The following is an 18,938-nucleotide window of genomic DNA, read 5'->3' as shown; positions in this document are numbered from 1 at the left end:
ATTTTTGAAGGAGTCGACTTGAAAAGTCTGCTCCTCTAGTATTTAAAGTGGTACAAAAAGCTGGTACAATCTGAAAAAATCAAGGTGCACAACACTATGATTTTATAGGGTTTGTTAGAGAAGCGTGTGATTCGAGGGTTCGACTCCCTCTCTCACCGCCAAATTCAAGCAAAGGGAATCAGTATCTTACTGGTTCCCTTTGTTGCTTTGGGGCAAAAGCTGGGCAAAATTGCCGTTTTATTCTCCTTCTGTGTCCTTGGTGAAACCAAGCATTTCTGACACTCGATTAGCTATTTTTTGCGAGTCCTTAGGTTTTTTCAGCATTAGGTATGTTATTCGTTGTCATTCTTTTACGCGCTTGAACTAAGGTATAGCCGCCACTTAATACTATGAGTAGGCTTCCAAGAATAGTCAGCAAATCTGGGGATTCTCCAAATATAAATATTCCTAAAGCTAAGGCAAAGAGTAAACGTGTATAACGAAAGGGGCTTACTACCGATACATCTCCAGTGCGCATAGCGATTGTCAGCGCATTATAAGCCATTACACCAAAGACGATTGCTCCAATTATCTGTATTGCTGCGGTAGCACTAAACTGTATTGCTTCATTTTGGTAAATCAGTATCGCTAAGCCTGTAGGAATCAACACAAAAAAACCATACACTCCAAGCTGCATATTAGATAACACGGGAGAAGCTGCGCGTGTTGCTAAATCGCGTCCTGCAAAACCTAAGGTAGCGATAACGGCGAATAAAGATGTGGCCTCAAAACCATCAAGTCCTGGACGAATGATCATCAGCACGCCCATAAAACCAATCAATACTGCAAGCCATCTCTTATGACCCACTTGTTCACCGAACAACAATGCCGCGCCAAGCATGGCGATTAAAGGTGTGGCTTGCAAAATAGCGGATGCACTTGAGAGTGGTGTTAATGTGATGGCTAAAGCAAAACAGAATCTGCCGACGATTTCACATAGTGCACGTACTAATATGGGGGTAGACAAGACTGCAGGATGAAGGACCGTTTCACCCTTTCGCCAGGTTAACAGTATAAAAATCAACATTCCACCTAGGCCAAATAACGCTAAAATGAGGCCGATAGAGGTGGTTTCTGCTGCGGATTTGATCAGCATGTCTTCAATAGAAAATGCTGCCATCGCAGCAACCATAAACAGACTACCTTTTCTATTATTCAAAATAAATTCCCTAAATGCTTAGACGTTATCTCTAGTCAAAAAGTTTTGTCATGAGAGTTCTGGTTTCATCAACAAAGGCACAGAAGTTACGATATAGCTTATTAGAATCCAATAGAAACATCATTTTCTGATCACTATAGCAAGCTTTCTCTGCTTATCTGAATAGGATTCGCTGCTTAAGGTAATAATGATTCTGGCTTAAAAATAAATAGGGATAATAAGCATTAGCAAGAAATGATAATAGATACAGATATGGTTTCTTTATCTATATCAGATGGCAAGTTAAGCCTCTTTTTACCATAAGGATTATGGTTGGTGTATTGTTTTAATATTATCAACTTGTGCAGCTAGTCTAAGATATTGATGTCAGGTATGTGCTGCTGTTTTTCAGCTTTTATGATGAATAACATTGTTTGAAAGAGGTTTATATTGTGAGGTTAATTTTATATGTAGTAGTCTTAAGTCAATAATGGGAACGCTTAAATAATCCATCAGTTGATTTTACACTAAGTGATTTTGTATTGGGGATTTAGTGTTTTTAGGTTTATATAAAATGAAATTGCGTTGAATCGTACAGAAAAGTTAACTAAATAACTTTGGGAAAATGATTAATCGCTCAATTAAAACTGCGCGATTAATCATATTAACGAAAAAGTATTATTGTTTTAAAAATTAACTTTGGATATTAATCGTTACTTTCTCGATGACGATAGGTTCACGGGGCACGTCTTCGTGGCCAGCGACCGTGGTGGTTTTGACTTTCTCAATCTGCTGGATAATGTCCATTCCCGCCGTAACCTTACCAAATACCGCGTAGCCCCAACCGTTATTGGTGGTGGCAGTATGGTCTAAAAAGTCATTATTGGCTGTGTTGATGAAGAATTGCGCGGTGGCCGAGTGAGGCGCATCGGTGCGAGCCATAGCGATTGTGCCTATGGTGTTACTTAGGCCTTTGTTGGCTTCGTTAACGATAGGCTCGTGGGTCGGTTTTTCCTTCATTTTTGCGGTAAACCCGCCGCCTTGGATCATAAAGCCTTTGATCACTCGGTGAAAAATCGTGTGTTCAAAGAAGCCTTCTTCACAATAGCGGACAAAGTTTTTTGAACTGACAGGCGCATGTTCAAAATCGAGTTCTATAGTGATGTCGCCTAGATTGGTGCTAAATGTAATCATGCTAATATCTTCTATCTTAATGAGTTTTTATATCTAATAAGTCACGACTTGTACTGAGTCATTACTTAGTTTTAGGGCCGCTATTCCACGGATTAAAGGGCGCGCTGCGACCCGTTGTATCGTTATCATTGTCAGTCTGAATAGATTGCGGCCGTGTTACATTGGCTTTAACCTCTGGCTTTGATTTCGCGCTGCGATGCTTTTTCGCATGGGCGGTTTCAAAGGAGCCTTCTTTCGCGGGGCGCGAGTATCTGGCCTCAGGTGCCCGGGCTTTAAAGGTTTTTGGCGTAGTATTTTTGGGCACAAAATCGAGAATAGACACAGGCACTTCTTTGTTCGGCACAAAGCCTTCAATTTCTTTACGCACTATGAGGTGACCTAGACGGCGCTCGATAGCACATAGATTCCTAAAATCATCTTTAGAAACAAAGGAGATGGCTTCGCCGCAGGCGCCAGCACGACCGGTTCGGCCAATACGGTGAATATAATCATCGGCTTCATCGGGCAAATCATAATTGACCACACGGGTGAGGGCGTCGATATCGATACCGCGGGAAGCAACGCCAGTCGCGACTAAAAAGCGTAGTTTGCCAGATTTGAAATCCACTAATAATTGCTCGCGTACCGCTTGGCTGCGACCGCTGTGAATGGCTTCGGCGGCAATGCCACGTTTTTCGAGTTGGCTAACCAGTTTGGCGGCGCCTTGTTTCGTCTGGATAAAGATCAGTGCCTGTTCCCACGCTTGTTCAGTGATGAGTTTGCTTAACAGGGCCGACTTTTTATCTTTATCGACAGTGATCAACCATTGGTCGATTTGCGGTGCATTTGCGCTGTCGCGGGCAATTTCAATTTCGACAGGGTTTTCAACCGCTGTTTTCGCTAAAAAGCGCACTTGCTTAGATAAGGTTGCAGAAAACAACAGATTTTGGCGTTCTGTTGGCAGACGTTCGATGATCTTATTGATGTCTTCGATAAATCCCATATCGAGCATTCTATCGGCTTCATCTAGGACTAATACCGAGATTTCATCGAAATGAATCGCTCTTTGGGTGTACATATCGAGTAATCTACCGGGTGTTGCCACTAGAATATCGACGCCTTCAATAAGACGTTGTTTCTGCGGTGCGGCATCCACGCCACCATACATGGCCATAGACGTCAGCGGCAGGTATTTTGCGTACTTGGCAATATTGTCTTCTACCTGAACGGCCAATTCGCGGGTTGGCGTTAAGATTAATGCACGAACGCGTTTAGCACGGATTTTCGGCATCTCGGCGAACATTTGCAGTATTGGCAACACAAAACTGGCGGTTTTACCTGTACCTGTTTGCGCGCCAGCAAGCAGGTTTTTGCCTTTCAAGACCACCGGAATGGCTTTTTCTTGGATCGGAGTAGGTTGTGAATAGCCGAGCTCAGTGATGGCTCTTAAAATCGGATCGCTTAATCCAAGTTTGGAAAATGGCATTGAATGTCTCAGGTAAAGGGTCAGGTCAATAATGTATAAGCAAACTGTTACGCTAAAGCATGAACAGTGGAGCAGGGCGATATTATAGCAGGAGGTGAAACAGAATAGGCGATTATCATTATTTGTGTGTGTGTTTGGTAAAGAGGGGCTTATACGTCGAATAGGCGAATGATAGGCGGTAAAATATTGAGAACTTACAATTTTGTAACCGCGCATGTATTCATGGCTAACATAGCTGCAATTATTGGGGCAATATGATTAACTGAGGTAATTTTTGTATGCCTGATAAATCTTAACAAAGGACCCATAATAATGAAAAAAAACGCTATTTCCCTTGCGATAGTGCTATCGCTGGCCAGCCTTGCTGGTTGTCAATCCCATACGAGTCAAACCGCGCCCGTAGTCGCACCTGAAGTTAAAGCCCACTCATTTGAGCAATTTTCAGCATCCTTTATTGATTCATTGTGGGAATTATCACCGACTTGGGCCTTATACAGTGGCAAGCATGTTAACGATGGTTACCTTGAAATCCCCGATGCAGCAGGTCGAGCAAAAACCTTAGCGTTTGTGAAAGCTCAGCAAGCGCAATTGACTCAGTTCGAGCAAAAGTCGCTAACGCCGAATGAACTGATTGATTACCATCTGATCGACAATTTACTCGGTAGCATGGCATGGGAAATTGACAGTTTTAAATCTTGGCAGTGGGATCCTTCAAGTTACAACGTATCGGGTGGTTTTGCCCAAATCATCAATGAAAATTTCGCTCCATTAGATGACAGATTACGTTCGGTATTAGCGCGTTTAGAAAATGTGCCAGCTTATTATGCTGCTGCGCAGGCGAACATTAGCAAACCAACATTGGAGCACACTGAGTTAGCAGTGTTGCAGAATCAAGGTGCATTTTCGGTTTTTTCCGATGACTTATTAAAACAGGTCGCCGACTCTGGTCTGACTGATGCGGAAAAAGCGTTATTTAAAACGCGTTTTGATGCAGCAAATGCCGCGATTAACGGCCATATCGCTTGGTTAGACAAATTAGTGGTTCAACTTAAAAAAGATGGAGCACGTAGTTTTAGAATTGGCGAGGCGTTATATGAGCAAAAATTTGCCTTTGATATCCAAGCGGGAATGACGGCGAAACAGCTATATCAAAAAGCCGTAGCCGATAAAGAGCGTGTTCAAGGAGAAATGGCCAAAATTACCGATAAGTTATGGCCTAAATATTTTACTACGCCAAAGCCTGCTGACAGTAAGCTCGCCATTCGCCAATTAATCGATAAATTATCGACTCAGCATGTTCAGCGCGATGAATTCGTGAATGAAGTGCGTAAGCAAATTCCAGAGCTGATTGAATTTGTAAATAAGAAAAAACTAGTCACATTAGATCCTAAAAAGCCACTCGTTGTCCGTGAAACGCCCGAATATATGCGTGGTTATGCCGGAGCGTCAATTAGTGCGCCTGGACCCTATGAGAAGTCAGGTAATACTTATTATAACGTGACGCCGCTCGATGGCATGAGTGATGAGTCTGCCGAGAGTTACTTACGTGAATATAATCACTGGATCCTGCAAATCCTCAATATTCATGAAGCCATCCCAGGGCACTACACTCAACTCGTTTACTCTAATCAATCTCCGAGTTTAGTGAAAAGTTTATTTGGTAATGGCGCGATGGTCGAAGGTTGGGCGGTTTATACCGAGCGTATGATGTTAGAAGAAGGCTATGGCAATTTTGAGCCTGAAATGTGGTTGATGTACTACAAGTGGAATTTACGTGTTATCTGTAACACTATTTTGGATTACAGCATTCATGTGAAAGGCATGACTGAAGACCAAGCTATTGCCCTGATGATGAATGAAGCCTTCCAACAGCAAGCTGAAGCCGAAGGTAAGTGGCGCCGTGCGACACTTAGTCAAGTGCAACTGACGAGTTACTATTCAGGTTATCGAGAAATCTATGATTTCCGTGAAGAATACAAAAAATCGCAAGGTAAAGATTTTGACCTTAAAACCTTCCACGAAACATTCTTGAGTTATGGTAGTGCACCAGTGAAATATATTCGCCAATTAATGCAGAGCAAATAAGTTCGCATATTGATATAAATCAGCAGAGCTCAGGCTCTGCTTTTTTATGCAAAATCGCTAGACAGGTATAGTGTGAGCTGAAAATAAGTTGGCATTGTTACTTATGAAATGAAATCGTTAACACTGTGCGAATAATGAAAAGCCGAAAATTCTGCCATATAACCGAAAAAGTATATATTTCGTTATATGGCATATGCAGATGTTAATCAAACAATTTAACTGCGTGGTGATAGAGCACAATGGCGATAAACTTACTTCTTAGATTTAGATGATGCCATCAGCGCTAATACTTCATCGTAAGAAATGTTAAATTCTCTCGACAAGTTAATGATTTTTGTTTTGTAGGTTTGAATATTCTCTTGCTGAGCTAATTGATGTTTCTTTTCTTCCACTAACTCATTAACGGTTTCTTGTAATATCAATAATCGACGTAAACTATAGTCGAGAGATTTAATATATTTACCCATTTGTTGCTTGTTACGTGCTTGCTCAAGATCCGTTGAGACTTTCTTATCATATCCATACTCATCAAGAGCTGCGATTGCGCTCTGTAAATCAAGATCAGTTGTCATTTGGTTTTCGCTTTATAACAAAGAGGTGTGGGAACAAATTTATGAAACTTTAAAGAGTGTCATAGGACGTTAACTATCGCAGATTATAATGCTTATGCCAATATACACCAAGCCTTTGCACGTTAAAATGAAATAAAAAATTCCGCTGATTTTTGCTTTGACCTTGTCGGGGTCTACAATTATGAGTAGTCTAAAGTTATAGACTATCATGGAGATTCAAATGCTTGATCTACTACCAGATTTATTCGACCACTATCCGTCTAAATTACAGTTACTTCCCCTTGCATTTAAACCCTTTGGTGGTAAACGGCTCTTCTGGGGCGAGATAGTCACAGTAAAGTGCTTCGAGGATAATTCAAAGGTAAAAGAGATACTTGCACAGGATGGGCATGGAAAAGTGCTCGTTGTCGATGGCGGCGGTTCTCTGCGCCGCGCACTATTAGGTGACCTCATAGCGCAGAGCGCCTTAGATAATGGTTGGCAAGGGATAGTGATTAATGGTTGTGTTCGCGATGTGGCGAGATTAAATACTTTCAGCTTAGGTGTCTTTGCCTTAGGGGCTATGCCGATAAAAACCGAAAAGTTAGGTCAAGGCCAAATTAATGTGGCTGTCGATATGGGGGGCGTGACGGTTAAGCCCGGTATGATGCTCTATGCCGATGAAAATGGTATTGCAGTAAGTGATGAAATGTTGAACTTTGCATTTTTAAATTAACATTTCTAAATGCATTAGTTGCTATAAATTCAAGTTGTTTTTGATAAGGATATTTATATGAAATTCATTAAGTGGCTCTTAGCCTTAATGGTGACGCTCATTCTTTTAGTCACCGTTTATCTCACTGTCTTTTTCGACCCTAATGATTTTAAACCTGAAATAGTCGATGCCGTAAAAAAACAAACGGGTCGTGAATTAGTCATTACTGACGATTTATCTTGGACATTTTTCCCTGTCATAGGTATTAATTTAGGGGGGGTGTCTTTATCTAACCCTGAAGGTTTTACGCCTAAGGCTATGTTAGAAGTCAAAAAAGCCGTTGCTGAAGTGGCGCTCATGCCGTTGTTTAGTCAGAAAATTGAAATTGCAGAATTGAGTCTTGATGGCGCAACGATCAATTTAGTCACCCGTAAAAATGGCACTAACAGTTTCGATGGGTTGAGCGGCGATAATAGCCCAAAAACAGCGTCTCCAGCTGCTGCCGAATCTTCATCGAATGCCAAACTTAACGACATTAATATTGGTGGCATTTCTATCACCAATACCCAAATTAATATGATTGACGAAGCTAATAAGCAGACTCAAGTCTTTACCTTAAGTAGCTTCACCTTAGGTGAGTTCTCCTTAGATAAATTTGCGCCTATCGCCTTTGAATTCAGTGCAACTATGCCGGATATGACGGTAAGTAGCGAAGCTAAAGGTGAACTAAAACTCAGTAGAGACTTTAAACAACTCGTTATCAATGGGCTGAAAATTGATACTGTGGTGGAAGGTGAGAGTATTCCGAACAAGAAACTCGAAACATCTGTCAGCTTAGTAACTCAAATCGCCCTTGATAAACAGCAATTGTCCGTCGATATTGCGCAGCTTACCGCGGCGAGCATTACCGCTGCGGGTAAAGTGGGTGTGAATTATGGTACGAAAATTCCACAAATTAATGCTGATTTTCAAGTCGGCGATATTGATTTAGATACACTGTTACCTAAAACAGAGGCCACCGCCACCGCTGAACAAGCGCCAGCAGCAAACTCTCAGGCAGTTGAGCCTGATCTCTCTGCCCTTAAGCAGCTTGATGTAAAACTCAAGTTGACTGTTAAGTCTATTAAGGTCGCGAATCTGTCGACTCAAAATTGGTTAATGGATGTGGGCATTAAAAATGGCGTGTTAGATCTGACGAAGCTGAATGCGGATTTATATCAAGGTCAGTTGCTGGTGAGCGCTCAGGTTGATGCTCGTCAAGCAGTGGCGAGTTATCAATTTGATAAAAAAGTGACGGGCGTACAAATTCGTCCTTTGCTGAAAGATGCGGCGGATGTGGATTTATTGGCCGGTACAGCCAACTTTGATGTGAAGGGGAAAGGTAAGAGTTTGATCCCTGAGCAGTTAAAGAAAAACCTGTTAGCGAATGGTCATTTTGATATTAATGACGGTGCTCTGTACGGGGTAAATATTCCACAGATGATCCGCAGCGCACAAGCTAAGTTAAAGGGCGACTTATCGCCAGAAACGAAGGCGGAGCGCAAAACTGACTTCTCGAGTCTGACGGGCAGTTTCTCGTTGGATAATGGCGTTGCCACGAATCCAGATCTTGCCTTGTCTTCGCCTTTACTGCGTTTGGATGGTAAAGGCACTGCGAATTTATTGACTGAAGCCTTGGACTACAGACTAACCGCTAGCCTAGTGAATTCATTGAAGGGTCAGGGTGGTAGCGACAAAGATGCGCTGGCTGGAGTTGACATTCCGTTGGCGATTACAGGCACTTTCCAAAAACCTGAATATGCTTTGGATACTAAAGCCTTACTGAATAATCAGCTAAAGGAAGAAACCGACAAAGCTAAGGAAAAATTAAAAGACTCCTTATTGAAAAAACTAGGCGGTTTTTAATGGTTGCTTCAACGCGTTACGCATTACTTGTTTGCGCGAGTGCTTTTGTCGGCGGGCAACTTGTTGGGTGCTCGGCGCCCGAAGCCGCTGACACGAGTCAGTCAACCAAGGGGGAGACTACAACAGCTGCGGCCGTTCAGCCTGAGATTATTCGCGCTGCCGATCTGGCGCTCGATGTTTCTGGGCTTAAAAGCACTCCGACATTAAAGGCTGAACCTGTGATGGCAGAAAAGGCACAAGGCTTGCTTCGCGGCGAATTAACTCTAGAACCTTTTATCGATTTTAAGCAGTCGGTTAAGGCGACATTGACTGTGACAAATCCACAAACCTATGCTGTCGGCCTACGTTATAACTCTGGGATGACGGCGGATTTGTGGTTGGTAACGCAAGAGGGCAAACGTCTGTGGGCTTGGTCGGATGATATGATGTTTACCCAAGCATTACGTGATAGCCAATTGGCGGCAGGGAAAGTGATCACGACTTCATTTAGTATTCCGCCCAAAGCATTTGCAGGAATACCTGCAAATGGTGCTCGCTTAGAAGCGCATTTTGCCGCTAAAGCATTAGAGTCTGATGCCGTTGTTATGGCGCCCGTTGTCTTATTACTGACGATGGAATAACGCCGCCTCTCATAATAGAGAAAGCCCGTAATAGAAAAAGGCAGCAATCCGATAGGGTTGCTGCCTTTTTGTTATCTATGGCTCAATTTTCTTAGGATTTATAGCACTAATCCGTTCGAACTATGCGCCAGTGTAGTCCTTACGCACTCAACTTAGTTTCATCAACCACTAATTTGATCACTTGGCCTGGTTGTAAATACTGTGATTGCGCTAGGCTATTCCACTCGAGTAGCTCGGCAACAGTTACGTTAAATTTATTGGCGATACGGGCAAGTGAATCACCGGATTTTACCTTGTAGCTGACAGTACGAATTTGTGCGGTTTGCTCAAGCTCCTTTGGTGCTAAGATCACTAACTTCTGACCGTTTTGTAGCTTGCTATTCTTAGCCAATTTGTTCCAAGTGCTGAGTTGTTTCACCGTCACTTTATGGGCTTGGGCTATTTCTGAGAGTGTGTCTCCTGACTTAACCTGATAAGCAATTTTTGTTGATTCAACTGCAGCATGTGATTTTTTCGGCAATTGCTGCTTAGTTGACAGGGCATAAAGCTGCTTGTCTTGCGCATCGACAGGAATAATCAAATGCTTGCCTGCGACGATCGTGTTGCTTTTCATGCCGTTGGCGGCGCGAATAGCGGCAACGGTCGTATGGTGCTGCGTAGCAATCTTGCCAATGCTATCGCCAGATTTGATCGTGTAACGTAACCAACTGATCCTATCTTCGGTTTCTGTTTCAGCGAGCGCCTTTTTAAATTCTTCCGATTTATCAATTGGTAGCACTAAGGTGTGCGGACCAAGTGGCGATGTAGCCCAGCGGTTATAACCTGGGTTGAGTTTTTGTAACTCAAGCGTGGTCATATTGGCAAAACCTGCCGCCATGGCTAAATCAATTTGGCTATCAATATCAACCACTTCAATAGTCGGATTGTTGTCAATTGGCGCTAAAGAAATACCATATTCATCAGCGTGTTTAATGACTTCTGCCAGTGCGAGCAGTTGCGGCACATAGCGCTCCGTCTCTCTGGGCAAATCCAATGACCAAAAATCCGTTTTTAAGCCTTTTTTCTCGTTACGTTTGATTGCATTGAGCACCCGTGATTCACCCGAGTTATAGGCAGCAATGGCATAAAGCCAATTGTTATTGGTTTTATCGTAGAGGTATTCCAGCATATCGAGCGCCGCAGTCGTTGATGCGGGGACATCACGGCGACCGTCATACCACCAGTTCATTTCTAAACCGAAATGACTGGCCATAGGTGTGGTAAATTGCCACAGACCAGATGCCGCGCCAGTCGATGATGCGGAAGGATCAAAGGCGCTTTCAATTATGGGTAACAAAGCTATCTCAATAGGAAGATGACGCTTTTCAAGTTCTTCTACAATCATGTACATATAAGGTGCAGCACGTTCCGAGATGATCGCCAGATGCTGTGGATTTTTGATGTACCAATCACGGTATTGATTCACCAATTTTTGATCTGGAACCGGTAACTGCATGCCCTGACGAATTCGCTCCCATACATCGGTAATTTGCGCCGATGGAGCCTCGGTTGCGAGGTAATATTCTGGGACTGTATTTTCGGTTGTGACGGCTTCAACTTCTGTTTGGTTAACGCCATGGTTGTCTAATGTTTGACAGCCTGTGAGTAGGGCAAATCCCCCTACAACAACATAAAGTGATACTCTCATTGAAAACGGTAGTCCTCTGTTAGTGCATCGCTTTTCTTTATAGTAACAGTATGTTTTATATGAAGATAAAGACGACGCAGCGCGCAAAGTTTTCACGCAAAACGAGCCATTCTATGGGATCTTTTCGATCTTGTCCCTTAATTATCGTACATAATGTAAGGTCATTTTTGACTTACATCATCAAAAATGAGAAAAACTGTTTGAATTTCAATCTATAATATTGCTTTTGTGATCAAAAATTATCTTTCCACTGTCTGAGTAAGGTAAAACCGCTGAGTTCGTCTAAATTTGCGTGATTTAGACCGCTAAAATGCTGTTTTATGTTATCGACAATTTCAGTATCGCTTGGGCGTAAAAAGGGATTGATGGCACGCTCTAAAGCGATGGTGGAGGGAACAGTCGCTTTGTCTTGGCGACGTAACTGCATCGCGCGTTCGTTATAGTCTTGGAGCTCGCGATTGTTGGGATTGACCGCGAGGGCAAATTTGAGGTTTGAAAGTGTGTATTCATGGGCACAATAAACCCGAGTGTTGGCGGGAAGCTGGGCAAGTTGCTGTAGTGAGTTGAGCATTTGCGCTGGCGTGCCTTCAAATAAGCGTCCGCAGCCGCCGCTAAACAGGGTGTCACCGCAAAATAAGGCATCTTCAACAACGTAGGCTATATGTCCTGCTGTGTGGCCTGGTACATCTAGGACTTGCAGCTCAGCGCTGAGATACTCCAGTGTGAATCTGGGCTTGGCTTTTGCGTGCAGTGGATGTGTGATGCCTTCGATCTTCTCATTATCTGGGCCATAAACCGTGAGTCTACTATGACTATAGGCTTGAAGCGCTGCTACGCCACCCGTATGGTCATTGTGGTGGTGGGTCAGTAAAATGCCCGCTAGTGTGAGTTGATTGGCTTGCAGGTAGTCAATGACCACATTTGCATCGCCGGGATCGACAACATAAACCTGAGTATGGGGCTGTTGTTGTAACACCCAGATATAATTGTCATTAAAGGCTTTGATCGCTGTTATAGTGAGCATAGAACTGCCTATGTCCGTATTTCAATTTGAAGATAAAGGTATTATCCATGAGTGAACGGCCCTTGGCGACCTTTGCCGCTTTTGCCCTGTGGCATAATGTTGGTCATCTTTGACCCCATTGGATACTTGTCTACCCAACTAACGGAGGAACTCTGTGTCGTATTTTAGTACTGAGCTCAAGCCCGAACAATGGAGTGACCTACCCAATGGTGAGGCACTACAGCAAGCCGTCGCTAAACAGCTTGAAGATTGGTGGCCAAGAGTCTTTGGTTATCATTTATTAAAGTTAGGGCCTTTGAGTGCCGAATTGTCGAGCATGGCGTCGCCAGTCGCCCATCATTTTTCACTCTCGCCATCTAAAGGGACCTCTATTGAAGGCGATTTTTGCCATTTACCCCTGCAGAATGCGGCGATAGATGCGGTGGTAATGAGTCTATTGCTCGAATTTGAACCCGATCCTTACCGTATTCTTCGCGAAACCGATAGGGTACTCATCGCCGGAGGCTATCTTTTTATCGTCGGTTTTAATCCCTTGAGTCCGGTATTTTTGGGTAAGTTATGGCCTAAATATCAGGATTGTCTTCCTTGGAATGGCCGTTTTTTTATGCCTTCGAGGGTGCGAGATTGGTTAGGTTTATTAGGTTATCAAGTGGTGGGGGATGAGCGTTTGGTCTATCACCCATTAATGGGCGAGTTTACCCAAGGTAGATTTTTTCAACAGAGTTTAGCGTCATGGCTTCCTAGCGCGGGCAGTTTGTATTTGATTGTGGCACGTAAACTCGAGTCGCCACTCACACCTATTCGCGATAAACGTAAGGTGCGGCAGACAAATTGGACCACGGCGCCGACAGCGGGTCGTTCGGGGCATTTATCAGAGCATTCGGAAAACTGACAAGCCATTTCCTTTTTAAGTACAGGTTTTAATATGCGGATCACCTTAAGACAATTGGCGGTATTTGAAGCTGTGGCACGTAGCGGCCAAGTCGCAAAGGCGGCTGAACAAGTGAGTTTATCACCACCGGCGACATCTATGGCCTTAGCTGAATTAGAAAAGCAGCTAAATGCCCGCCTATTTGAACGTATTGGCAATCGATTACAACTTAACTCCCAGGGTAATTTACTGCTGCCATTGGCAACGGATTTATTACACCGCGTTGAACAAATTGAGCAGGCATTTACTTATCATGGTGGTGATCTGGTTGGGCGTTTAAGCATCAGTGCCAGTTCGACAATCGGCAATTATCTAATGGCGAAAGCCGCAGTGGCATTTTGTCAGCAACATACTCAAACCCATGTGGATGTGGCGATTACTAATACTCAAGATGTTATCCAAGCGGTTGCTCAGTTCCGCTCTGAAATGGGTTTTATTGAAGGCCATTGCACTGACAATCGTTTGAGTGTCGAGGCATGGCATAAGGATAGGCTGCTGGTGTTTTGTCATCCGGCGCATCCTCTGGCGGGGAAAGTGGTTAAACCTGCAGTTGTTAAAGGCCTGTCTTGGGTGCTACGTGAGGAAGGATCGGGCACTCGCGAATATTTTGTAAATGCCGCCAATGAGTTGGATATGCAGCCAGAGGCTAAATTCTGCTTTACTACGCCGGATGCGATTAAATTGGCCGTGAAACAAGGTGCTGGGCTTGGGGTGTTATCTGAGTTGGCGCTGGAGAAAGAAATCAGTCGTAAAGAGTTAGCGTTAGTCACGATTGAGGGACTCGTACTCGAGCGGCAGTTTTATCGCATCACCCATAAGAGCCGTCAGGCGACATCCCTAGGTCAAGCTTTTGTGCTGTTTTGTGAGAATTTTTTCAATATTGCAGGTGTGGAACTGAAATAAGCCGTTTGATAGCAATGGCCCTCGTAAACAGTGAGCTTAAGCGATTTATTTAAAAGGTTAATTTTGACGGTAAGCTTAAACTGTGAGATGAATCGCGAATTAAGTCATCACGCCCAAGTGCTTAACTTAGGCGTGATGGCATCGAACTTATTTTTTCGAATTTAGCGAGTTTACACTGAGTAGCACTGGGTTAAGGCTGATAACCTAAATCGGGTTGGGTTGGTTTAGATTCTGCCGCGGTGCGAGCTAATACATCGCAACGTTCGTTTTCGGCGTGTCCTGCGTGACCTTTAACCCATTGCCAGTCGATAGTGTGTATCTGTGAGGCTTTATCTAATCGTTTCCATAGGTCAACGTTTTTGACTGGGGTACGGTTTGATGTCATCCAACCTTTTTTCTTCCAGCCATGGATCCATGTCATTATGCCTTGGCGCATATATTGGCTGTCGCTGGTGAGCACGACTTGGCAAGGCTCTTTCAAGCTTTCTAACGCTATGATTGGGGCTAACAATTCCATGCGATTATTGGTCGTGAGCGCAAAACCGTCGGACATCTCCTTTGTATGGCCTTTATAATTCATTACAATGCCATAGCCGCCAGGACCGGGATTGCCTAAGCAAGAGCCGTCGGTGAAGATGTGGATCAGTTTTAGTTCAGTCATCAAATTGTTACCATAGCCGGGAATTTCGGCCGAGTATAACTAAAAATTGTCATAAGAAGCGCATAAAAACATGAATATTATCTCTAATGCTAGCCGTCAGGTTATTTTAGATACCGAAACCACAGGTATGAACCAGGGCAGCGGCGCCATCTATTTAGGCCATAGGATCATCGAGATTGGTTGTGTGGAAGTGGTAAACCGTCGTTTGACGGGGCGTTATTACCACCAATATATCAATCCAGGTCAAGCAATCGATCCCGAAGCCATCGCCGTTCACGGTATTACCGATGAGCGCGTTGCCAAAGAGCCGCGTTTCCATCAAATTGCTCAAGAGTTTATCAACTTTATCGACGGTGCTGAAATCGTCGCACATAACGCGAGCTTCGACGTGAACTTCATGGATCATGAGTTTTCACTGCTGCAGCCGCGTGGTCCGAAAACCGCTGATATTTGTCAGATCCTCGATACCTTAGAGATTGCTAAGTTTTTACATCCCGGCCAGAAAAACAATCTCGACGCGCTCTGTAAGCGTTACGGCGTCGATACTTCTCGCCGCGAGTACCACGGCGCATTACTCGATGCCGAGATCCTCGCCGATGTTTATCTGATCATGACTGGCGGGCAGACAAAGTTTAATTTGTCTAATGAAGAAGCAGGGCAGGAAGCGGGGGGGATTCAACGTTTTGATCCACAATCACTTAATCTTAAAGTGATTGGCGCATCGGCCGATGAACTGACAATGCATGAACAACGCCTTGATTTAGTCGCAAAATCAGGTAAATGCCTCTGGAGAGGATAGAAGAATTACTATGCCTATGTCGCGCCATAAACCCATTTTAGCGCTTTGCCTTGTTGTCACTATGCTGTTATTTAGTGTGGCGAGTGTATTGGCCGCTGACCTAGATCCCGCCAAAAAAGTCGTCAAGCCACCAAAGGCTGCACCGATTGTAGGATTGGAGACGGCTTCCGAGCTTAAAAACCGTTTTCGTATTGATCATATGGTCGATAACATGACCTTATTAGTGGAGCGTGAATATGGCTCTGCGCCCGTGGTCATAGTGTTACCCGATGGCAGTAAATGGTATGCCAATCGTCATCCAGAAACCGTTAAGTGGGTTGATGGTATAACGGGCGATATTATTTACATTGAGTCACCACAGCCCGGACCTTGGCAGTTGGTGGGCAAGGTTGTCTCAGGTTCAACCCTTAAGAAGCTCTCTAAACTCGAAATCGAAGTCCAGACTTTACCACAGCCAATCTTCCAAGGTGAACAAGTTAAAATTGTCGCGCAGTTAATGGGTGACGAGCAGCGTGTGCGTATGCCTGGGTTAGATTATTTAGTCGAATGGACTGCACATTTTGTGAGTAAACATAAGGCGGGCGATGAAAACTTTGCCGCGGGTGATATTATTGTTGGTTCTTATAAAGACAATGGTGAAGATTACGATGAAAAACCTGACGATGGTGTATTTACCAGCAATATCAATATAAAGCAGCCTTGGGGTGATTATGAGTTTGTCGTGCAGGCACGTAATAATGTGTTTGAACGGCAGGTTTCATTCCCGTTTAAATTGTCACCTCGGCCAATTAATCTAGAAGTTATTACCCCTGACGATCCGCTAACAGGGCAATGGAAAGTCATGTTACACGTGGATAAGACAGTGTTGCAGCTGGCTGAGACGCATTTTTCCTTTGAGTTAGTCGGCCCTGCTGGCTTGCAACTGCCTTTGGTTGTAAATGGTCTCACTGAGCCTGACTCTGAATTAGATTTACCTACAGTGACAGAGTTTGGTAGTTATCGAATTAAAGGTTTTGTGGCTACGACGACTGTCACTGGTCGTGAAATCGTGCTGGATTTACCTGAGCTTTTCTTTAACTTAATTGAACCACCAGAACCACCACCAAGTGCCGAAGAGTTGGCTGCTGTTGCTGCACAAAAAGCGGCAGAGGAAGAAGAGCTTGCGAAGAAAGATGCAATGTTCTGGATCATTACAGTCAACGCTATCTTATTAGTCTTAGGCGTGGTGGGATTAATTGTGTGGCGTAAGCGCCAAAGTTTGGCGCAGGCCTTAGCTGCCGCGGAGTTACGTTTATTGAATGAAGCATCTGCAAATTTACCCGCAGCGCCTTCATTAGATGAAATCGATCTCACTATGCCAGATGAGGCAGATAAAGACCGTTAGCCAAGCGTTGCTTAATATGTTTGATTTATGACTTTGAACTGGAACGTTGCAGCGATATTTGGGATATAAATCAAGGTCTGCAATTGATTTGGCTTTTTTTTAATCAAATGATAAATCTAAGTAAAAAAACGGTTGACGCCTGCAGGGCTCAACCGTATTATTCTTCGCATCTTAAGCAGAGCCTTGATAAGTGTGTTGAATTATCGTTCTGTTTTAATATCAGCGGCCTGTCACGCTGGGGTTAGTGGGTTAGATACCCGTCAAATATTTGGATATGGAAGAATTTGGAGCGGTAGTTCAGTTGGTTAGAATACCGGCCTGTCACGCCGGGGGTCGCGGGTTCGAGTCCCGTCCGCTCCGCCAAATTGCAAAAAGCCCCATCGAAAGATGGGGCTTTTTGCTTTTTACTGATCTCCTTAATTTCTGCGCTGTTCATCTTATTAGCGATGAGACTCGATTCAAATGTCAGCAAGGATCACGCTGAAATCTTAATATGATTAAGTGATCGCTACTGTGGAGCCTGTGCTGTGTCGGTGAGGATGACTTCAACCCGACGATTTTGCTGGCGGCCACTGGCGGACTCATTGTTGGCAACAGGTGAGCTTTCACCTTTACCTAGGCTACTGAGCCGATTGGATTGGATTGGATCCCTTTTCCTTGTAAAAAATGGCTAACACTATCAGCTCTTTGCTGCGATAAACCCAGATTGTATTGCTCACTGCCTACGCTATCTGTATACCCTTCAATCATGGCACCACGCGCGGGATACTTGTTCAGAAAGTTCGCTAGGTTGGTTAGATGTTGACTGGTCGATGACTTAAGATCCGCTTTGGCAGTATCAAATAAAACATCACCTAAGGTTACGACCCAACCACGTTCTGACTGACGGGCATTCAGCAATGTGAGCTGGGTTTGCAGTTCGGTCGTTTCCTGACGCGCATCAGCAGCATCAGCACGGGCTAGGCGCGCATCTTGATGGGCTTGATTGGCCTCTGTGGTGCGAGCATCCAATCTGGCGTCATCGCGTTTTTTAGCGAGGACTTTGTGTTGATCCTCGGCAAAGCGGCTCTGCGCTTGAGCTAAGGCAATATTGACTTTCTTATCAGCAACAAACACTAGGTGCTGTGATTGTTGCTCATCTTTTACCGGTTGTTCAGCAGCGCGAACGGCTTCTTCAGCTTGTTTAATGGCAGCAGGGGCTAAAATTGCCAGTTCATTATTCGCTTGCAGTTTATTAAGTTCTGTACGGATATCACCGATGCCTTCAGCTATTTTGGGCGTACTGCTACAAGCTGCTACTGTGGTTAGGAGTAGGCTATATGCCAGTAGATGACGGCTAAAACGTAAAGGCAGACCCGACGAAGCGATAAGTTTTTTCATTACTGAATTCCTCCTGAACGGCGTAACATTTCTTGCTGCAGTATGCTGATATTGTTTTTCATTTCATTATTGACGCTATTGGCTTGTGCCAGCTCAGCGCGAGCTTGGGCCAATTCGGCCTCAAGGCTCGCCTCTATGGCGTAACGATCGGCGCTGACAGTGTCCATATTGAGTAATGCGCTGCTTGCAGATTGAAGTTTAAGTCTGGCCTGTGCCAGTTCATTTGAGGCATATTGGCCGACTCTTGCTTGCTCTGCGCGGGCAATGGTGTGTTCAGCCCGTTCCATTTCTGCGGTCTTAGTCAATGGCGTTGAACTGCAGCCCACGAGCGCTGTTGCAATACAGCCTGCCATTAAGAAGTGCTTGGCTCGCTGTAAACCGATTGGATATTGCTGTGGTTGTTGATTTTTATTGATGTTCATTTGAAATTCCTTTCTCGGAAACAGTGCACCGAGTG

17 protein-coding genes and 2 tRNA genes are annotated in these 18,938 nt (G+C 44.2%); 10 read left to right on the top strand and 9 right to left on the bottom strand.

What is annotated here, in order from left to right:
- Nucleotides 1-38: 38 nt before the first annotated feature.
- Nucleotides 39-161: transfer RNA gene (locus tag HQQ92_RS10505), tRNA-OTHER, on the top strand.
- Nucleotides 162-307: 146 nt separating this feature from the next.
- Here HQQ92_RS10505 and HQQ92_RS10500 read toward each other — a convergent pair.
- The 3 genes from HQQ92_RS10500 to HQQ92_RS10490 form a co-directional block, all read right to left on the bottom strand.
- Complete coding sequence (locus tag HQQ92_RS10500) at nucleotides 308-1,198, bottom strand: DMT family transporter (RefSeq protein ID WP_254451399.1); 891 nt, start codon at nucleotides 1,196-1,198, stop codon at nucleotides 308-310.
- A 672-nt stretch (nucleotides 1,199-1,870) separates the two neighbouring features.
- A complete protein-coding gene (locus HQQ92_RS10495; RefSeq protein ID WP_105252328.1) occupies nucleotides 1,871-2,371 on the bottom strand; it encodes a peptidylprolyl isomerase in 501 nt (166 codons plus the stop codon).
- A gap of 61 nt (nucleotides 2,372-2,432) precedes the next feature.
- Nucleotides 2,433-3,836: a DEAD/DEAH box helicase gene (locus HQQ92_RS10490; protein ID WP_173245168.1), complete on the bottom strand. Its 1,404-nt coding sequence runs from the start codon at nucleotides 3,834-3,836 to the stop codon at nucleotides 2,433-2,435.
- 312 nt (nucleotides 3,837-4,148) lie between these two features.
- Here HQQ92_RS10490 and HQQ92_RS10485 point away from each other — a divergent pair, with 312 nt between their 5' ends.
- On the top strand, nucleotides 4,149-5,921 hold the full coding sequence (locus HQQ92_RS10485; protein ID WP_173245165.1) for a DUF885 domain-containing protein: 1,773 nt from the start codon (nucleotides 4,149-4,151) through the stop codon (nucleotides 5,919-5,921).
- A gap of 251 nt (nucleotides 5,922-6,172) precedes the next feature.
- Here HQQ92_RS10485 and HQQ92_RS10480 read toward each other — a convergent pair whose 3' ends face one another.
- The gene (locus tag HQQ92_RS10480; protein ID WP_028760093.1) at nucleotides 6,173-6,493 is read right to left on the bottom strand and encodes a hypothetical protein; all 321 of its coding nucleotides are present in this window, start codon (nucleotides 6,491-6,493) and stop codon (nucleotides 6,173-6,175) included.
- Between the two features lie 220 nt (nucleotides 6,494-6,713).
- Here HQQ92_RS10480 and HQQ92_RS10475 point away from each other — a divergent pair, with 220 nt between their 5' ends.
- From HQQ92_RS10475 to HQQ92_RS10465, 3 genes are read left to right on the top strand one after another with little or no spacing between them, the layout of a single operon-like run.
- Nucleotides 6,714-7,208: a putative 4-hydroxy-4-methyl-2-oxoglutarate aldolase gene (locus tag HQQ92_RS10475; protein WP_028760092.1), complete on the top strand. Its 495-nt coding sequence runs from the start codon at nucleotides 6,714-6,716 to the stop codon at nucleotides 7,206-7,208.
- Nucleotides 7,209-7,265: 57 nt separating this feature from the next.
- Nucleotides 7,266-9,092 (top strand): AsmA family protein, encoded by a 1,827-nt coding sequence (locus tag HQQ92_RS10470; protein WP_173245162.1) that lies wholly within the window; start codon nucleotides 7,266-7,268, stop codon nucleotides 9,090-9,092.
- Nucleotides 9,092-9,712 carry a BsuPI-related putative proteinase inhibitor gene (locus HQQ92_RS10465; protein ID WP_173245159.1) on the top strand — a complete coding sequence of 207 codons (621 nt, stop codon included), beginning with the start codon at nucleotides 9,092-9,094 and terminating at the stop codon, nucleotides 9,710-9,712. The genes HQQ92_RS10470 and HQQ92_RS10465 overlap by 1 nt, the downstream gene beginning before the upstream one ends.
- A 139-nt stretch (nucleotides 9,713-9,851) precedes the next feature.
- Here the strand turns inward: HQQ92_RS10465 and HQQ92_RS10460 are convergent, their stop codons facing one another.
- Nucleotides 9,852-11,399, bottom strand: a complete 1,548-nt coding sequence (locus HQQ92_RS10460) for a LysM peptidoglycan-binding domain-containing protein (RefSeq protein WP_028760089.1) — start codon at nucleotides 11,397-11,399, stop codon at nucleotides 9,852-9,854.
- Nucleotides 11,400-11,631: 232 nt separating this feature from the next.
- Nucleotides 11,632-12,423 (bottom strand): hydroxyacylglutathione hydrolase, encoded by a 792-nt coding sequence (gloB, locus tag HQQ92_RS10455; protein WP_173245156.1) that lies wholly within the window; start codon nucleotides 12,421-12,423, stop codon nucleotides 11,632-11,634.
- 154 nt (nucleotides 12,424-12,577) lie between these two features.
- On the opposite strand from gloB, the gene HQQ92_RS10450 reads away from it, so the two are divergent.
- Nucleotides 12,578-13,315 (top strand): class I SAM-dependent methyltransferase, encoded by a 738-nt coding sequence (locus HQQ92_RS10450; protein ID WP_173245153.1) that lies wholly within the window; start codon nucleotides 12,578-12,580, stop codon nucleotides 13,313-13,315.
- 33 nt (nucleotides 13,316-13,348) lie between these two features.
- Nucleotides 13,349-14,257, top strand: a complete 909-nt coding sequence (locus HQQ92_RS10445; RefSeq protein WP_173245150.1) for a LysR substrate-binding domain-containing protein — start codon at nucleotides 13,349-13,351, stop codon at nucleotides 14,255-14,257.
- Between the two features lie 190 nt (nucleotides 14,258-14,447).
- Here the strand turns inward: HQQ92_RS10445 and rnhA are convergent, their stop codons facing one another.
- Nucleotides 14,448-14,918, bottom strand: a complete 471-nt coding sequence (rnhA, locus tag HQQ92_RS10440; protein WP_173245147.1) for a ribonuclease HI — start codon at nucleotides 14,916-14,918, stop codon at nucleotides 14,448-14,450.
- A 70-nt stretch (nucleotides 14,919-14,988) separates the two neighbouring features.
- Here rnhA and dnaQ point away from each other — a divergent pair, with 70 nt between their 5' ends.
- From dnaQ to HQQ92_RS10425, 3 genes are all read left to right on the top strand, one after another.
- On the top strand, nucleotides 14,989-15,717 hold the full coding sequence (gene dnaQ, locus HQQ92_RS10435; RefSeq protein ID WP_173245144.1) for a DNA polymerase III subunit epsilon: 729 nt from the start codon (nucleotides 14,989-14,991) through the stop codon (nucleotides 15,715-15,717).
- A 10-nt stretch (nucleotides 15,718-15,727) separates the two neighbouring features.
- Nucleotides 15,728-17,101, top strand: a complete 1,374-nt coding sequence (locus HQQ92_RS10430) for a TIGR03503 family protein (protein ID WP_173245141.1) — start codon at nucleotides 15,728-15,730, stop codon at nucleotides 17,099-17,101.
- 286 nt (nucleotides 17,102-17,387) lie between these two features.
- Nucleotides 17,388-17,464: transfer RNA gene (locus HQQ92_RS10425), tRNA-Asp, on the top strand.
- 252 nt (nucleotides 17,465-17,716) lie between these two features.
- On the opposite strand, the gene HQQ92_RS10420 is transcribed toward HQQ92_RS10425, so the two are convergent.
- Nucleotides 17,717-18,481: an OmpA family protein gene (locus HQQ92_RS10420; protein ID WP_254306322.1), complete on the bottom strand. Its 765-nt coding sequence runs from the start codon at nucleotides 18,479-18,481 to the stop codon at nucleotides 17,717-17,719.
- Nucleotides 18,481-18,903 carry a DUF4398 domain-containing protein gene (locus tag HQQ92_RS10415; protein ID WP_173245138.1) on the bottom strand — a complete coding sequence of 141 codons (423 nt, stop codon included), beginning with the start codon at nucleotides 18,901-18,903 and terminating at the stop codon, nucleotides 18,481-18,483. The genes HQQ92_RS10420 and HQQ92_RS10415 overlap by 1 nt, the downstream gene beginning before the upstream one ends.
- Nucleotides 18,904-18,938: the final 35 nt, after the last annotated feature.

This window comes from Shewanella sp. DC2-4 (assembly GCF_013248875.1).
Taxonomy (GTDB): domain Bacteria; phylum Pseudomonadota; class Gammaproteobacteria; order Enterobacterales; family Shewanellaceae; genus Shewanella; species Shewanella oncorhynchi.
The sequence above is the reverse complement of the archived record's forward strand: the minus strand, read 5'-3'. Positions and strand labels throughout refer to the sequence as shown.

Coding starts and splice junctions, on each gene's coding strand:
- HQQ92_RS10495 (WP_105252328.1), bottom strand. CDS start 2,371: ATGATTACATTTAGCACCAATCTAGGCGACATCACTATAGAACTCGAT.
- HQQ92_RS10490 (WP_173245168.1), bottom strand. CDS start 3,836: ATGCCATTTTCCAAACTTGGATTAAGCGATCCGATTTTAAGAGCCATC.
- HQQ92_RS10485 (WP_173245165.1), top strand. CDS start 4,149: ATGAAAAAAAACGCTATTTCCCTTGCGATAGTGCTATCGCTGGCCAGC.
- HQQ92_RS10480 (WP_028760093.1), bottom strand. CDS start 6,493: ATGACAACTGATCTTGATTTACAGAGCGCAATCGCAGCTCTTGATGAG.
- HQQ92_RS10475 (WP_028760092.1), top strand. CDS start 6,714: ATGCTTGATCTACTACCAGATTTATTCGACCACTATCCGTCTAAATTA.
- HQQ92_RS10470 (WP_173245162.1), top strand. CDS start 7,266: ATGAAATTCATTAAGTGGCTCTTAGCCTTAATGGTGACGCTCATTCTT.
- HQQ92_RS10465 (WP_173245159.1), top strand. CDS start 9,092: ATGGTTGCTTCAACGCGTTACGCATTACTTGTTTGCGCGAGTGCTTTT.
- HQQ92_RS10460 (WP_028760089.1), bottom strand. CDS start 11,399: ATGAGAGTATCACTTTATGTTGTTGTAGGGGGATTTGCCCTACTCACA.
- gloB (WP_173245156.1), bottom strand. CDS start 12,423: ATGCTCACTATAACAGCGATCAAAGCCTTTAATGACAATTATATCTGG.
- HQQ92_RS10445 (WP_173245150.1), top strand. CDS start 13,349: ATGCGGATCACCTTAAGACAATTGGCGGTATTTGAAGCTGTGGCACGT.
- rnhA (WP_173245147.1), bottom strand. CDS start 14,918: ATGACTGAACTAAAACTGATCCACATCTTCACCGACGGCTCTTGCTTA.
- dnaQ (WP_173245144.1), top strand. CDS start 14,989: ATGAATATTATCTCTAATGCTAGCCGTCAGGTTATTTTAGATACCGAA.
- HQQ92_RS10430 (WP_173245141.1), top strand. CDS start 15,728: ATGCCTATGTCGCGCCATAAACCCATTTTAGCGCTTTGCCTTGTTGTC.
- HQQ92_RS10420 (WP_254306322.1), bottom strand. CDS start 18,481: ATGAAAAAACTTATCGCTTCGTCGGGTCTGCCTTTACGTTTTAGCCGT.
- HQQ92_RS10415 (WP_173245138.1), bottom strand. CDS start 18,903: ATGAACATCAATAAAAATCAACAACCACAGCAATATCCAATCGGTTTA.